A 14,387-nucleotide genomic window follows, 5' to 3' on the forward strand; every position below is an offset into this window, starting at 1 on the left:
GGTGGTCTTGCCGGCGCCGTTCGGGCCGATGATGGCGCGCCGCTCGCCGCGCCCGACACGAAGCGACACGTCGTCGACGGCCTTCAGCGCGTCGAAACGGACGCCGACATGATCAAGCCGCAGAATCGGGTCGCGCGCGCTGTCCGTCATGACCAGACGATGTCTCAGGCCTTCCTGATGCCCTGGAAGTCGCGCGAATAAGGCGGCTGCTTCATGTAGGTCACCGGATCGTATTTCCAGAACTGCGACACCTGCGGATAGGTGTCGATCGGCACGTTCCAGTATTTGCCGTCCTTGTTTTTGACCGTCTTGCGGATGAACACGTCGTAGACCGGATTGCCGTAATCGTCGAAGTGAACCGGCTTGCCGAGCGGGCTGTCCTGCAGATCCGTTTTCAGCACGGTGTCGAGGAACAGGTCGCGATCCTCGACCTTGCCGTTGATCGTGTTGATGGCCTTGGCAACCCACATCGCGCCGACATCATGCGAGAAGGCGTAGAGCGAGGGAATCTTGCCGAACCTGTCCGAATAGGCTTTGACGAAGGCCTGCGTCGCCGGCAGCTCGGCGCCTTCGGCGAAATGCGCCGAGGTGACGATGCCTTCGCATTCGCTCCCCAGCGTCCGGATCACGGACTGATCGGTCGCGTTCTGCGCGCCGAGCAGCGGAATCTGTCCCTTCAGGCCAAAACTTGCATATTGCTGGATCAGGCGCGCCGCGTCCGCGCCGGTCTCCATCGCGAATATGACATCGGGCTGCAGGCCCGACAGCTGGCCGAGATAGGGACTGAAATCCGACGTGTTCAAAGGATGCCAGAACTGTCCGAGCACGGCACCACCGCCTTCGGTGAAGGTCTGCGCGAAGCCGCCGCATTGTTCGTGGCCGAACGTGTAGTCCTGCGCGATCATCGCAACCTTCCGGTAGCCCTGCTTCAGCGCCCAATCCGCCAGCGGCCGGGAGAACTGGCTCGCGGTATAGCCGCCGGCGCGGATCACGTTCCTGATGCGCTTGCGCTGGGTCAGATCGTCGGCTGCGATCACCGGGATGAAATAGGGCGTGCCGTTGTCCTTGACATAATTGGCGACCGCCAGCCCAGTGTTGGCCAGCAGATTGCCGAACAGGAAATCGACCTTGGCCTGCTCGACCAGGCGGCGCGCCTTCTGCAGCGCGGTGTCGGGATTGGAGGCATCGTCCTCGACGGTGATGTCGACCTTGCGGCCGCCGGCCTGGTTGCCGACGCTGTCCCAGAACAGCGTGAAGCCGTCGATGATCTCGCGGCCGCCGGCGGCGACCACGCCGGTCTCCGGCGCCATCAATCCGATCCGGATCGGCGCGCTCTGCGCCCGCACGACAAACGGCGTTGCGAGAACGCCGCTGCCGGCGGCCAATCCGAGGCCGGTGGCTTTCAGAAAATGTCTGCGGTCCATCGATTGATCCTCATTGATCATTGTTGCCTTGACGAACGGGAGCGCCGGCGCTGGTACAGGATACGCGCGCGGCCGACCACGCCTTCCGGCGCGAAGATCATGATCACGATGAACGTCAGCCCGAGCACCGTCGGCCAGCGCGCGGTGAACGCGCTCACGACGTTTTCCAGGATGATGATGGCGGCCGCGCCGACCAACGATCCCAGGATCGTTCCGATGCCGCCGGTGATGGCCATCAGCAGTCCGCTGACCGATTGCGACAATTGCACCGTGGAGGGGCTGACGAAATCGTTGAACAGTGCATAGAGCGCGCCCGCGATTCCGGCGAAGAAGCCCGAGGCGACAAAGGCGATGAACAGATGCAACGGAACATTGTAGCCGAGGCTGCGCATGCGGCTTTCGGAATCGCGGATGCCGCGCAAGGTCAGGCCGAACGGCGAATGGACGAAGCGCCAGATCACGAAGCTCAGCGGCGCCACCACCATCAGCACCGCGTAATAGAAACCGACATGGCCGGCGATGAAAGCGGGACGCCCCAGCCCGCGCAGCCCGTTCTCGCCGCCGGTGACATCGGTCCAGCGCAGGCACACGCCCCACACGATCATGCCGAGCGCCAGCGTGAGCAGCAGGAAATAGACGCCCGAGGTGCGGATCGCCAGCGCCGCGAACACTGCGGCGAGCACGGTGGCGGCGAGAATGCCGAGCGCGAGCCCGAGCCAGACGTTGCCGCCAAGCGTCGCGCTCCAGTAGATCGCGACATAGGCCGAAACCCCGAAGATCGCACCATGGCCGAGCGAGGTCCGCCCCGCAAAACCCGCAAGCACGTCGATCGACATCGCCAGCACGCTGAAGATCAGGACCTCTGTCGCGATCGACAATTGATAGTTCGACAGCAGCAGCGGCAATCCGGCGAGCGCCAGCAATCCGAGCCCGATCCAGAGCAGCACGCGCGATGTCTCGAGCTGTCGCCCCCCGCGCTCCGCAGCTTCGGAACTGAGCGGCACGCTCGTCATGCCGCCCGTCCGAACAGACCGAGCGGACGAAACGCCAGCAACAGCGCCATCGGTCCGAAGATGACGAAATAGGCCAGCTCGGGAAACATCACCTGCCCGATCGAATTGAGCAACCCGACCAGCAGCGCGCCAAGCGCCGCGCCGACCAGGCTGCCGCGTCCGCCGATGATGACCACCGCAAGCGAGAACACCAGGATTTCCGCATCCGCGCTCGGATACAGCGTGAGGAACGCGCCGCCGATGACGCCGCCAAGTCCGGCAAGCGCCGCGCCCAGCATGAAGGTGCCGAGAAACACCTGGCGGATGTTGATCCCCATTGCCTCGACCATTTCGGGATCGTCGACGCCGGCGCGGATCAGCGCGCCGAGACGGGTCTTGTTCAACAGCAGCCACAAGGCCGCGAACACGGCAATGCCGAGCCCGAGCACGAAGATGCGATATTTCGGATAGATCACGCCCCCGATTCGCATTGCGCCGATCAACGACCTCGGCACCGGCACCGAAAACGTATCGCCACCCCAGATCACGAGGCCGAGATCATCGAGCACAAGGCCGACGCCGAGCGTCAGCAACACTTGGCGCAGTTCGACGCCGCGTACGAACGGCAGCAGCCCGCGCTCCAGCAGCCCGCCCAGCACGGCAACCAGCGCCATCGCGGCAAGGATCCCGAGCACGAAACTGCCGCTCGCGTGTGCCGCGGAATAGCCCACCAGGCCGCCGACCAGATAGAGCGCGCCATGCGCGAGATTGACGATGCGCAGCACGCCGAAGATCAGGGTGAAGCCGGAGGCCACGATGAACAGCAGCGCGGCAAAGGTCAGTCCGTTCAGGACCTGGAACAGGTTGATGCCGGTCATGTTGATACAGTCATGGCGGCGCGCCGGCCGTCAACGCCGCCGGACGCTGCGCCAGATACCAGTCGAAGATCTGCGCGCCGGTCCAGAACACGATGTCGTCGTGGCGGCGGATGTGTTCGAGCGCCGCGGCGAAATATTTCAGCCGGTGCGGCGCGCCCATGATGTAGGGATGCACCACCAGCGCCATGATGCGCGCCGACGCCTGCGAGTCCGCGTAGATCTGGTCGAACTGGTCGAGGGCGCGGTCGCGATATTCGGACGCCTTGTGGTGCTGGATGAGCATCATCGCGACGTCGTTGCATTCCTGGGTATAGGGAATGTTGACGATCGGCCTGGTGCGCGTCTTCAGCACCACCGGCTGGTCATCGAGCACCCAGTCGCAGACATAGTCGAACCCCTCTTCGACCAGGATGTCCGGCGTCTCCCAGGTCTCGGTCAGGCCGGGGCCGAGCCAACCGCGCGGATCGCGCCCGGTGAATTCCCTGATTGCGTCCTTGGTCCTGCGGATGTCGTCGCGCTCGTCGGCGACCTTCTGCATGTTCTTCTGGCCAAAGCCGTGCCCGATGAATTCCCAGCCGCGCTCATGCGCGGCGGATGCAATCGGCGCATAGCTCGCGATCGCCTTGCCGTTGATGGCGAGCGCGGCCTTGATCGAAAAACGGTCGAGCACCTCCAGCATGCGCCAGAAGCCGACCCGATTGCCATATTCATGCCAGGCCCAGTTCGGTATGTCGGGCATCGGCGCGCCGCCGGCGGGCGGCGTCAGCACGGTGCGCGGCATCGTCTCCTTGGGGTCCCATTCCTCGACATTGACGATGACCCACACCGCCATGCGCGCATGGCCCGGCAGCACCAATTGAGGGCGTTCGGTGATCGCGGAGTAGGCCAGCCGTTCCGTGGGCAGCATCGTCAAATCTCCAGTCAAGTCTCCAGTCAAGTCTCCCTGGCGCCGACCGTCGCAGCGAGCAGGCCTCTGCTTCCGACTTTATGCGGCACTCTCCACCGAGGCAAACATGCCGAGCCGGCTGAGATGATCGACGCCGAGAGTCATGCGCGCTCCGTCAGATCAGGGGGTTCCAGCCGCCGCGCAGCAGCGCGCGCTGATCGATGCCGAAGCGGTCGGCGAGCCAATCGGCGATCAATTCCTGGCCGATGGTCGGATTGTCGTGCTGGCAATGCTCGGCGCCGGTCTCGTCCGGCGCGACGATGCGCAACGTGACGTCGACGCCTTTGGCCTTGGCATAATCATGCGCGCGACTGGCCTGCGCGACCGTCAGCACGTCGTGACCGCCGTGCACGATCAGGAACGGGCATTGCATGTGATCGAGCTGGCCCTGCAGGGTGAAGGCCTTCATGATGCCGTGCGCCTCCGTCATCGACCTGGCGCCCATCACCCACTTGATGTGCATCGCCAGGCCGAAATCCTCATCCTTCCCGCCCCACATCTCGTGGACGTCGAAAATCGCGCCATGCGAGATCGTCGCCGCGAGACGATGTTCATGGCAGCCGGCGCGCGCCGCGTAATATCCGCCCATCGACGAGCCGCACACCGCGATGCGCAAGGGATCGACATCATCGCGGGTCACGAGCCAATCGATGCAGGCGCCGATCGGCACTTCCGTATCGGGGCGAGCGACGATGCCGTGACGGCGCAAGGTGCCACCCTGCCCCGGCCCGTCGATCATCAAGACCGAGATGCCGCGCTGCAGGCAGCCATGGGCCTGCATGAACCACATCTCGTCCTTGATCGAATCGAGCCCACCCATGCAGATCAGCACCGGCAGACGATCGCCCGGAAACGGGGCGCGAACGAAATAGCCGCAGATCGGCTTGCCGTCCTGATAGGGAATGTCGACGACCTCGCCGGGGGGATTGAGATGCGCCAGGAAGCGGCGGCTCGACGCCTCCATCTTCTCGAAGGTCGGCAATCGCCTGCTGTCGTCGGGCTCAAGAAAAAACTCGGCCTGCCGGTAGTAATCCGCGGCCCGCAGAAAACAGTTCATCGCGGTGCGGATGTGACCCGCCTGATCGGCCGCTTCGCCACGCGCCCAATTGCGGTTGGCAACCCGCAGCCACTCCGCGTGCCAGCTTTCGAAATCGCCGGGAATGATGCGCGCGGCCGCCTGAAAGATCTCGCTGACCGCACCGCCGCCCTCCTGGCTTTCACCGAGACCGCGCCGGAACTGGTAGGCGAACCAGGGGTGCTCCGGCCAATGATGCCAGCCATAGGGCTCGTAATGCGGCGCACGGTCGGCCGTGATCTGCTCGATCGTGTCGTCGGCGGTGTCCCTATCGGCCATCAGCGCTTCCGTCCTTCCGCCGTCGGAGCTTGCATTCAGCGGAGCGAGGCGTCAAAGAAAATGTATACAATTTTGCGGAAGATTTAGGCTTGCCGTGCAGAGCTATTGTTCAGGCTGCTGCAATGCCAAGCAAACTGCGAGCGTAGGACAGGAAGTTGCTGCTGCTCCTTGAACCCGCCATCGACATTCACGTAGTATTGTATACATGACCAAGGAGGCGTCGGAAATTCCATGACTGACCTGCGTGCGCGCGAGCCCGCCTCGACGCGGTCGGAATCCGTCATGGAGGCGCTGCGCGGCGCCATTCTCGCCGGGCAATTCGAGCCGGGCGAACGTCTGCATGAGGTGAAGCTGACGGCGTTGCTCGGCGTGTCGCGGACGCCGGTGCGCGCCGCGCTGCAAAAGCTCGCCTCCGAGGGCCTGCTCGATTACAGGCCGAACCGCGGCTACAGCTTGCGCGCGTTTTCGCTGGCTGAGGTCATCAACGCCTACGAAGTTCGCGCCGTGCTGGAAGGTCTTGCCGCGCGGCTCGGCGCTGAACGCGGATTGAGCGAGCGCGCGCGCGCGACCATCGACCAGGCGCTGCAGGACGGCGACGACCTGTTGCGCCACGGCCGTCTCCTGGAGGAGCATCGTGGGAAGTACGGCCGCATCAACGCAACGATCCATGAGACAATCCACGCCGCCGCCGGCTCACGCCTGATCAGCGAGATGGTGTATCTATGCCAGCAGGTGCCGGTGTCTTCGCCGCGCAATGTCGTGGCGTTCGAGGAGCGCGACGTCAGGCGTCGTCATGATGACCATCACCGCATTTTCGAGGCGATCGTCAGCCGCGACGCGTGGCGGGCGGAAATGCTGATGCGCGACCACGTCGCCAGCGTCAAGGCATCCCTGGTCCGCTCGCTGTCATCGCCGGCCGCCCTTCGCGAAGCGCTGCGCAAGACCTGACGCTTGCCGCGCCGGATCCTGAAGGCGAAAGCGGGCCAGCCGCGCCGAAGGCCGAGAGAGCGAAGGCGGCCGCCGCGTCTTGATCTGTCTCAACGGGGCTCCAGGCGGATCGCGCAAAGACTTCGTCAAGCATTGCGTCCCTATCCTGCACGTCGTTTGCACCTCGTGCCCCCTGGGAGAGAGACCATCATGGGCCAGGATAGCGGAACTGAGCCGGCTTTCCACAAAGGTCCGGCGGTCGACGCCGATCTCATCGCCGCGCTGGAGCAGCGCCTGGGACGGCTCTATGCCCGGCAGCGCCTCGGAATCGAATCCGACCATGAGGCGCAGATCTTCGGCCAGGGCCTGAACGTCTTTCACATCGAGAACTGGTATTCGATTCATTCCGTGTTGCGGGCCATCCTGAAACTGAGCGGGATGTACTGGCGCGGGCGCCGCAACGCTGAACGGGTCATGGTCCGGACCAACGACGTCAGGAGCGCGCGGCTTCCGCCGCACTTCGATGGCTTCACGATTCTTCACATCAGCGACACCCACGCCGACATGAGCCAGCGCGCCATGCATCGGCTGATCGAGCTTGTCGTTGGCCTGCAATACGACCTCTGCGTCTTGACCGGCGATTTTCGCGGCAAGACTTTTGGACCTTTTGAAACCGCATTGAAGGGCACCGCGCGCGTCATCGACCGTCTCAAGCAGCCGGTCTATGGCGTGCTCGGCAATCATGATTCGATCCGGATGCTGCCCGGTCTCGAAGCCATGGGCATCCGGATGCTGCAGAACGAATGCGAGACCATCAGGCGCGGCGATCAGGCGATCCATGTCGCGGGCATCGACGATGCCCATTATTTTCGCGTCGACAATATCGAAAAGGCCGCCGCCCCGATACCGGAGGGCGGCTTTGCCGTGCTGTTGTCACACACGCCGGAGATCTATCGCCAGGCCGCGCATGCCGGCTTCGACCTGATCCTGAGCGGGCATACCCATGGCGGCCAGATCTGCCTGCCCGGATCGATCCCGCTCACGCTCGACTCGGTGTTGCCGCGGCGGATGGGCGCCGGCGCCTGGCGCTACGGCGCCATGGCCGGCTATACATCGGTCGGCGCGGGATCGAGCATCATCGCCGTGCGCTTCAATTGCCCGCCGGAAATCACGCTGCATCGGCTGTGCCGCGCGTGAAGATCGGCTCGGACTCGGCGCGCAGCGAGGATGCGGGTGACTGTCTTGCTCCAGCGTCAATGCGAGGAGCCCTTGCGACGAAATCATCCATCCACCTTTTCCGCGCCGCGACGGATTGCGTCGCCGACGCTCGCAATGACGGAAGATCTTACACGCGACCGTCATTCCAGGGCTGCCGCCCAGCACTCTGACCGCGTCTCATGAGGCCGCGCCCCATGGTCGCTTTCATCGAACCCGTCCTCCAGGGCCAGGATTCCTCGCCGACATACTGCGAAACTGACCGAGGAGATCGCGGGGGTCCGGTGCTTGATCGGCGCTTGGCGCTTCTTGACCGGTGCCTGGGGCGTCCAGTCGAGCTGGCTGCTCCGTCTTCGGCCGCTTCGCCAGCATCTCTTGTGCGGGTCGAAATCTGGTCCAGCCGGGTACCGATGCGGACAGATTGACTTCTTTCCATTTCGGATGGAACGGCGGCTTCTGGAACTGGTCGAACCGATCGAAGAAATATTCGACAAAGCGGGCGACGCGGCCATACCGGTCGGTATTGGGAGGCCAGTTATACACCGCCAGCACCTGCGGCACGGCGATCGTGTCCACGGACTGGCCTGGCGGGATCAGGTTGGGATAGTCCGCGGACGTCAGTTTGGTCGGGACGTAGTAGTCTAGCAAATTGTTCGAAAACGGCACCGGCAGGAAATGGAATCCCGGCTCCGGCTTGAACCTCGTGAAAAGATCGGTCGGTTTGCCGGTGACATGGACGATGCCCGCGATCTCTCCGGTCCGCATCTTTTCGAGGGCGATCGAGTTGTTGATGAAGACTTTCTCCGCGTTGATTTGAAGACGCTCGAACAGAATGGCTCCCGTCAGGTTCGCAGCGCTCCCCACGGTGTTGAAGCTCACCTTCTTGCCGACGAGATCGTCCAGTGTCTTGATCTCGGGGCGAACATAGATGTGAACCTCATTGAGGTAGAACTTGCTGATAAAGCGAATCCGATCCTTGATGTGCGCAAGCGTTCCGTTCTTGACGTATTGGTCGAGCACGTCGGCCGACGTGATCGTGACATCGACGCCCTTCAGGTAGAGCAGGTCTTCGACATTGCCGAGCGCCCCGTAAGTGACAATAGGCAGCACGCGGAGCCTGGGTCGATCGTCCAGGACCTTGGCCATCTCGGCTGCGAAACGGATGTTGGTGCCTTCGAGCAGCCCGCCGGCAATACCGACCGTCCATTCGTTGGATTCCCGGACCTTGCTCCCCTCGCCGAGAGCGGCGGCTGTCGCGACAGGTCCGCTTCGGGCGGTCTGCGAGAAAGAATTTGACGCCGCCATCGCCAATGTCGCCGCAAGCACGCACACTACTGTGCCCCGCACGGTTCAACTCCTGCTCAGCTCCGGGCTACCCCGAATCTGCCATACAAAAGCGGCGGCGATGAGGACAGAAACTTGGCCGGACCAATTCGCAAGCGCTACCCTGGCGCTGTGCATCGGCGATCGCTCCGATGACGCCGGAAAGAGCCAGCTCCTGCAATCTATGATTGAATTGAATCGGCTGGACCCGACATCCGCGTAGACTGCAGGATCCGGCCGATGGCCCGGCGATCAGATTTCCTCCACGCGCCCAGGCGACCCGTCATTTTCCGGCGGCATGCCAGGTCCAGGAATTCTGCCAGGTGTTGCCGCCGGGACCGACGATGCTGTGCTCGCCGGCCCATTCGCCGGGCGCGACCTGGTGTGAGTTGCCGTTGTGGCGCCAGACCCTGCCAAGCGGCCCTGTGAACGTCCCCGAGCTTTGGCAGGCGCCGTTGGCGCAGCTGCCGCTGCCTTCGTAAACACCGCCGCGCGGCCCGGTCCAGTGCGTGGTCCAGCTTCCGGCTTCGGCGGGCCCGACCGTCAGCATCAGCGCGGCCGTGGCCGCAACGATCATCGATTTCATCATCATGGTTCTCCACTCGATTGCCGCCCCGTTCGAGGGGCGGCGGATAGCCGAACCATGCGCGGGCCATATCGCCGGCGTTTTGCTCCGCGCGCTCGCGAATATTGCAATTTGTTGCAAGCGGGATTTGCCGCTTGCGGCCAGCGGCCTGGGTGGCGAAAATGCGCTCAATGGTAAAATCGTCGGCAAAAATCCTCGTCATTGACGATGATGACGAGATCCGCAAATTGCTGCAGGTCGCGCTGGCGCGGGAGGGTTTCGAGGTGCGTGAAGCCAGGGACGCCGCCACCGCGCGCCGCGTGCTCGGGCCGCGCAATGAGTTCGACCTGATCATCCTCGACATCATGATGCCGGGCGAGGACGGCCTGACCTTTTGCCAACATCTGCGCGAGACGCTCGACGTTCCGATCCTGATGATTTCGGCGCGCTCGCTCAGCATCGACCGTTCGATCGGGCTCGAGACCGGCGCCGACGACTATCTTGCAAAGCCGTTCGAACGGCGGGAGCTGGTGGCGCGCGTGAGGGCGATCCTGCGGCGCAGCGGCGCCTCCCGGCACGCCGGCCGTTGCTCGGTCGGCGGCCTGATCATCGACCGCGCTCGCCGCGCCGTGCTCGACCGCGAGGGGATGGCGCTGCCGCTGACCTCGGGCGAGTTCGATCTCCTGACCTGCTTCGTCGAGCGGCCGGGGCGCACCCTCTCGCGCGATCAGTTGATCGACTGGACGCGCGGGCGCGCCGCCGACATTTTCGACCGCAACATCGATGTGCAGATGAGCCGGCTGCGGCGAAAGCTCGTCGATGCCGGCTTTCCGGAGGACGGCATCAAGACCGTGCGCAATGTCGGCTATATCCTGATCTCGGCCCTGGACGACGCACCGTGACGCCGCCGCGGCGGCGCGTATGGCGGATCCTGTTCTGGATCGCGGTGCTCGCCATCCTGGTCGAGGTGCTCGCGCTGACGTCGACCTTCGTGGAGGCGGCCAGGCGGCGCGTCGGCCACGGCGTCAGCCTCGTGCCCGACCAGATCGCGGCCGCCGTTCGCCTCTGGCCACAACTCGGCGAGCCGCAACGCCAGGACGTGCTGACTGCGATGTCCTCGGCCGGCCTCAGTTATCGCGTCGCGACGCAGGCGCCGCCCCCGGTCTCATCCGGGCTCGCGCATGTCCGCGAGATCGAACAGGCCGTGCGCAGCCGCCTCGGCGCGACCGACGCGGACACCGTGGTCGCCCTCACCCGTGCCAGGCCGTTCGGCGCCGAGCGTCGCGCGCTGAACTGGGCGCTGTCGAACGAACCGGTCTCGGTCTATGTCCAGCTCGCGACCGGACAATGGCTGGTCGCCGAGGCCCGCGGCGATCTACTGCCGCGCTTTTTCGGCCTGCCGACGGGGTTCTGGGTCGGCGTGGTCGGGCTGCTGCTCGCCAGTGGCGTGCTGATCGCGATCCTGCGCGAGGGTCGTGCGGTCGAGCGCATCGCACGCTCGGTCGAAGCTTTTGCCGCAACCGGCGTGCCGCAGCCGATTTTGCCGCGCGGCTCGCCCGAGATCGCCGCACTGGCGCGGCACACCCAGCGCATGCAGCAGCAGGTCGCCACGTTGTTCGACGAGCGCAACGCCATGCTGGGAGCGATCGCGCACGACATCAAGACCTATGTGCAGCGGCTGAAGCTCAGGCTGGATCTGCTGGACGACCCCGAGCAGCTCGGCAAGGCCGGCCGCGATCTCGCGGCGATGGACGCCTTTCTCGAAGACGCGCTATTGCTCGCGGTGCACGCCAATCCGCTGCAGATCAAGGATCGTGTGGACCTCATGGCCGTGGTCAGCCATGAGGTGGAGGCCGCGCGGCTGGCTGGCAACGAGGTGGTCCTGCACTCGCTCGGCCGCGGGCCTTTTCTCGTCGCCGGCGATCGTGCGGCGCTGTCGCGGGCGCTGTCGAACATCATCGGCAACGCGCTGCGCTACGGCCACAGGGCGCAAGCGTGGGTGCAGCACAGGCAGGGAATGGTCGAGGTCACCGTCGACGACGACGGCCCCGGCATTCCACCCGCGGATCGCCAGACCGTGTTCCGCGCCTTTCATCGCGGCGAGCAGTCCCGCAATCGCGCCACCGGCGGCACCGGCCTAGGCCTTGCAATCGCGCGCGGCATCATCGAGCGCCAGCACGGCGGCTTCATCGAGATCACGGACGCGCCCATCGGCGGCGCGAGATTCACGATCAGCATCCCCGCGCTCGATGCCGCCGAGGCGCAACAGGACAAGGGCAAGAGGACAGTGAAGTGGGCCCCGAAAATCGGCACGCGATGAAGCAGGGAGTTCCGATGGCAGGCTGCTCGATTCGTGAAGCGCCGTGTCATCGAACTGGATTGAGCGCGCCGCCGCCGTCATGTCGACGATCCGGCGCGCGTCCTGCTCGGGCGTCATTGCGAGGAGCCCTTGCGACGAATCAATCCAGCTTCCTTTGCCGGGCTGCGCGCCTATGGCCCGGGGAACGCGCGACGCAGAACATGCGCCTCGGGCTTTGCCGGCGCTCGCAATGACGGCTGGTTTCGCAAGCGGTCGTCACGCCATTACGAAAAACTGGCGATTGGACGCGCTTGTCAGTGCAAGCCGCCCGTCACGTGCAGCGTTTCACCGGTGACGTAGGAGGCGTCATCTGATGCGAAGAAGGCGACGGCGGCCGCGATCTCCTCGACCTTGCCGATTCGGCCAAGTGGCGTGATGGACTCGATCCATTTGCGCATGTCTCCCTCGGCAAGTCCGGCCGAAACGACGCCTTCGGTGGCGATCATGCCGGGGTTCACGGTATTGACGCGGATCTTGCGCGGCGCCAGTTCCTTCGACAGCACCGACGAGATGGCATCCACCGAGGCTTTGGTCGCGGTGTAGACGGCGGAATTCGGCGGCGCGATGGTGGAGACGCCAGAACTGATGTTGATGATGCTTCCGCCGGTCTCCTTGAAATGGAGCACCGCTTCTTGCGAAACCAATAGGAGGCCGAGCACGTTGAGATCGAAATGCTTGTGGAAGTGTTCGGCGGTGATGCCGTCCAGCGGCGAACGGATTCAAGGGCAGCGCTATATGTTTCGGCATGGTTCAATTCGTTCACCCGGCGCGCGAGGACATCACATTGGCCGGAGTGCTGGCAGCGCTCGCGGACCCGATGCGGCTGCGCATCGTGAAAAGCCTGCTCGAGCAGAACGGGTGCATGTCCTGCACCGAAGCAGCCCCCTTGCCCAACGATCGCCAAGTCGACCCTGTCGAATCACTTCCGCGTCTTGCGCGAAGCGGGCCTGATCCGGACCTCGAAAAAAGGCGTCGAGCACCGCAACGTCGTCCGCGAAGCGGACATCAACGCGCGCTTTCCAAAATTGCTGCAGACGATCCTGCGATTTCATCAGGACTCGTAGGTCGTTGATCGGGGACGGCAAGCAGCAAGCCACCTTCCTTTCGCGCGGCGCGATGGATTGCTTCCGCCAAGGCTCGGCCGACAAAGTCGCTGGCGCTCGCAATGACAAGGAGCGAGCGTTGATTGCCGCGAGCTCAGGTCACTTTTGCGCCGGCCAGGGCGAACACGATCGCTTCGGACAATTGCCCCAGACGGAATGGCTTGGCGAGCAGCCTGGTATTGGTGCGGAATTCGTCGGGCACCAGCGAGGGATCGGCGAAGCCGGACATGAAGAGAATGGGCAGGTCGGGCCATCTGCGGCGCGCCTGGCGCGCCAGGTCAAAGCCCGTCATGCCGCCGGGCAGGAGAATATCGGTCAGCAGCAGCGAGATCGCCTTCGGCCGCTCCAGTTCGGCCATCGCCGAGGATGCATTGATGACGAGAACCGGGCTGTAGCCCATTGAGGACAGCATGCTGGATGCCATGGCGCGCACCAGCGGATTATCCTCCACCACGAGAATCCGTTCGCCGCTCCCTTGTCGCGGCAATCGCGCCGGCTCGGCGCGCGGCCGCTCGGTTGCCGCCGGTCCCGCGCTCGGCAGATACAGCGTGACGCGCGTGCCATGCGACACTCGGCTCGCTATCACCACCGTGCCTCCCGATTGCCTGGCGAAGCCATAGACCATGCTGAGGCCGAGCCCCGAACCCTTGCCGACCTCCTTGGTGGTGAAGAACGGCTCGAACGCGCGGCGCGCGATCTCGGGCGGCATGCCGGCGCCCATGTCCGACACCGCGATCGTCACGTAATCACCGGGGACGATGCGTTCGTCGCCGTCGTCGAGCGGCTGGTCGAGCGCGGCGTTCGCGGTCGTGATCGTCAGGCGCCCGCTGCCTGCCATCGCATCCCGCGCGTTGAGGGCCAGGTTGAGCAGCGCGTTCTGCAATTGCGTCGGATCGATCAGGCAGCGCCACAGCACCGGGTCCTGCGCGACTTCGATCTCGATGGTTTCGCCGAGCGTCCGCTGCAGGATCGTCGTCATCCCACTGACCAGCTGGTTGACGTCGGTGATCTGCGGCCGCAGCGTCTGCTTGCGCGCGAAAGCGAGCAGGCGGCGGTTGAGATCGGCAACCCGCTCGGCCGCCTCCATCGCCCGTTCGGCCAGGCTGCGGCGGGCGACGTCGGCGGACGGCAAGGCGTCGAGCAGCAGATCGAGATTGCCGAGCGTCGCCGCCAGCATGTTGTTGGAATCGTGCGCGATCCCCCCGGCCAGCTGCCCGATGGCTTCGATCTTCTGGGCCTGCCGCAGTTCGTCCTCGATGCGCTTGCGCTCGGTGATGTCGACCGACAGCACGAAATAGCCG

General features: G+C 64.6%; 14 protein-coding genes and 2 pseudogenes. 6 read left to right on the forward strand and 10 right to left on the reverse strand.

The genetic code is table 11. The annotated features are described in order from the left end of the window. The 6 genes from WCB02_RS20645 to WCB02_RS20670 form a co-directional block, all read right to left on the reverse strand. On the reverse strand, positions 1 to 150 hold a 150-nt coding region (locus WCB02_RS20645), incomplete at its 3' end, for an ATP-binding cassette domain-containing protein (RefSeq protein WP_423960952.1). Between the two features lie 14 nt (positions 151 to 164). After that, on the reverse strand, positions 165 to 1,424 hold the full coding sequence (locus WCB02_RS20650) for an ABC transporter substrate-binding protein (RefSeq protein ID WP_423960928.1): 1,260 nt from the start codon (positions 1,422 to 1,424) through the stop codon (positions 165 to 167). Between the two features lie 17 nt (positions 1,425 to 1,441). Next, positions 1,442 to 2,437 (reverse strand): branched-chain amino acid ABC transporter permease, encoded by a 996-nt coding sequence (locus WCB02_RS20655; protein ID WP_423960930.1) that lies wholly within the window; start codon positions 2,435 to 2,437, stop codon positions 1,442 to 1,444. Next, complete coding sequence (locus WCB02_RS20660) at positions 2,434 to 3,294, reverse strand: branched-chain amino acid ABC transporter permease (RefSeq protein WP_423960932.1); 861 nt, start codon at positions 3,292 to 3,294, stop codon at positions 2,434 to 2,436. The genes WCB02_RS20655 and WCB02_RS20660 overlap by 4 nt, the downstream gene beginning before the upstream one ends. Positions 3,295 to 3,304: 10 nt before the next feature. After that, a complete protein-coding gene (locus WCB02_RS20665) occupies positions 3,305 to 4,201 on the reverse strand; it encodes a polysaccharide deacetylase family protein (RefSeq protein WP_423960934.1) in 897 nt (298 codons plus the stop codon). 154 nt (positions 4,202 to 4,355) lie between these two features. Continuing rightward, positions 4,356 to 5,594 (reverse strand): alpha/beta hydrolase family protein, encoded by a 1,239-nt coding sequence (locus WCB02_RS20670; protein ID WP_423960935.1) that lies wholly within the window; start codon positions 5,592 to 5,594, stop codon positions 4,356 to 4,358. Positions 5,595 to 5,825: 231 nt separating this feature from the next. On the opposite strand from WCB02_RS20670, the gene WCB02_RS20675 reads away from it, so the two are divergent. Further along, positions 5,826 to 6,542, forward strand: coding sequence for a GntR family transcriptional regulator (locus WCB02_RS20675; protein WP_423960937.1), 717 nt, complete (start codon positions 5,826 to 5,828; stop codon positions 6,540 to 6,542). Positions 6,543 to 6,731: 189 nt separating this feature from the next. Further along, positions 6,732 to 7,718, forward strand: coding sequence for a metallophosphoesterase (locus WCB02_RS20680; protein ID WP_423960939.1), 987 nt, complete (start codon positions 6,732 to 6,734; stop codon positions 7,716 to 7,718). 225 nt (positions 7,719 to 7,943) lie between these two features. On the opposite strand, the gene WCB02_RS20685 is transcribed toward WCB02_RS20680, so the two are convergent. Together WCB02_RS20685 and WCB02_RS20690 are read right to left on the reverse strand one after the other, a co-directional pair. After that, entirely contained in the window at positions 7,944 to 9,083 is a 1,140-nt protein-coding gene (locus WCB02_RS20685; protein WP_423960941.1) for a TAXI family TRAP transporter solute-binding subunit, read from the reverse strand. 259 nt (positions 9,084 to 9,342) lie between these two features. Continuing rightward, complete coding sequence (locus tag WCB02_RS20690; protein WP_423960943.1) at positions 9,343 to 9,636, reverse strand: hypothetical protein; 294 nt, start codon at positions 9,634 to 9,636, stop codon at positions 9,343 to 9,345. On the opposite strand from WCB02_RS20690, the gene WCB02_RS20695 reads away from it, so the two are divergent. Genes WCB02_RS20695 through WCB02_RS20705 form a run of 3 tightly spaced genes read left to right on the forward strand, consistent with a single transcriptional unit; the run spans position 9,620 to position 11,944 of the window. Beyond that, positions 9,620 to 9,850, forward strand: a complete 231-nt coding sequence (locus tag WCB02_RS20695; RefSeq protein ID WP_423960945.1) for a hypothetical protein — start codon at positions 9,620 to 9,622, stop codon at positions 9,848 to 9,850. The two genes, WCB02_RS20690 and WCB02_RS20695, sit on opposite strands and share 17 nt — an antisense overlap. After that, on the forward strand, positions 9,816 to 10,526 hold the full coding sequence (locus WCB02_RS20700; RefSeq protein ID WP_423960947.1) for a response regulator: 711 nt from the start codon (positions 9,816 to 9,818) through the stop codon (positions 10,524 to 10,526). Before WCB02_RS20695 ends, WCB02_RS20700 begins: the two co-directional genes overlap by 35 nt. Further along, positions 10,523 to 11,944, forward strand: a complete 1,422-nt coding sequence (locus tag WCB02_RS20705; protein WP_423960949.1) for a sensor histidine kinase — start codon at positions 10,523 to 10,525, stop codon at positions 11,942 to 11,944. The genes WCB02_RS20700 and WCB02_RS20705 overlap by 4 nt, the downstream gene beginning before the upstream one ends. A 293-nt stretch (positions 11,945 to 12,237) precedes the next feature. On the opposite strand, the pseudogene WCB02_RS20710 reads toward WCB02_RS20705, so the two are convergent. After that, positions 12,238 to 12,693, reverse strand: a pseudogene (locus WCB02_RS20710) (SDR family NAD(P)-dependent oxidoreductase); the annotation flags it as partial. A 35-nt stretch (positions 12,694 to 12,728) separates the two neighbouring features. On the opposite strand from WCB02_RS20710, the pseudogene WCB02_RS20715 reads away from it, so the two are divergent. After that, positions 12,729 to 13,047, forward strand: a pseudogene (locus tag WCB02_RS20715) (ArsR/SmtB family transcription factor). Positions 13,048 to 13,180: 133 nt separating this feature from the next. Here the strand turns inward: WCB02_RS20715 and WCB02_RS20720 are convergent. Further along, the coding region (locus WCB02_RS20720) for an ATP-binding protein (RefSeq protein WP_423960950.1) at positions 13,181 to 14,387 on the reverse strand (1,207 nt) is incomplete at its 5' end.

Source organism: Bradyrhizobium sp., assembly GCF_049581145.1.
In the GTDB taxonomy this organism is placed as follows: domain Bacteria; phylum Pseudomonadota; class Alphaproteobacteria; order Rhizobiales; family Xanthobacteraceae; genus Bradyrhizobium.

Bases quoted from the DNA above. Each gene is read 5' to 3' on its own strand.
- WCB02_RS20650 (WP_423960928.1), bottom strand. From the start codon at position 1,424: ATGGACCGCAGACATTTTCTGAAAGCCACCGGCCTCGGATTGGCCGCC.
- WCB02_RS20655 (WP_423960930.1), bottom strand. From the start codon at position 2,437: ATGACGAGCGTGCCGCTCAGTTCCGAAGCTGCGGAGCGCGGGGGGCGA.
- WCB02_RS20660 (WP_423960932.1), bottom strand. From the start codon at position 3,294: ATGACCGGCATCAACCTGTTCCAGGTCCTGAACGGACTGACCTTTGCC.
- WCB02_RS20665 (WP_423960934.1), bottom strand. From the start codon at position 4,201: ATGCTGCCCACGGAACGGCTGGCCTACTCCGCGATCACCGAACGCCCT.
- WCB02_RS20670 (WP_423960935.1), bottom strand. From the start codon at position 5,594: ATGGCCGATAGGGACACCGCCGACGACACGATCGAGCAGATCACGGCC.
- WCB02_RS20675 (WP_423960937.1), top strand. From the start codon at position 5,826: ATGACTGACCTGCGTGCGCGCGAGCCCGCCTCGACGCGGTCGGAATCC.
- WCB02_RS20680 (WP_423960939.1), top strand. From the start codon at position 6,732: ATGGGCCAGGATAGCGGAACTGAGCCGGCTTTCCACAAAGGTCCGGCG.
- WCB02_RS20690 (WP_423960943.1), bottom strand. From the start codon at position 9,636: ATGATCGTTGCGGCCACGGCCGCGCTGATGCTGACGGTCGGGCCCGCC.
- WCB02_RS20700 (WP_423960947.1), top strand. From the start codon at position 9,816: ATGGTAAAATCGTCGGCAAAAATCCTCGTCATTGACGATGATGACGAG.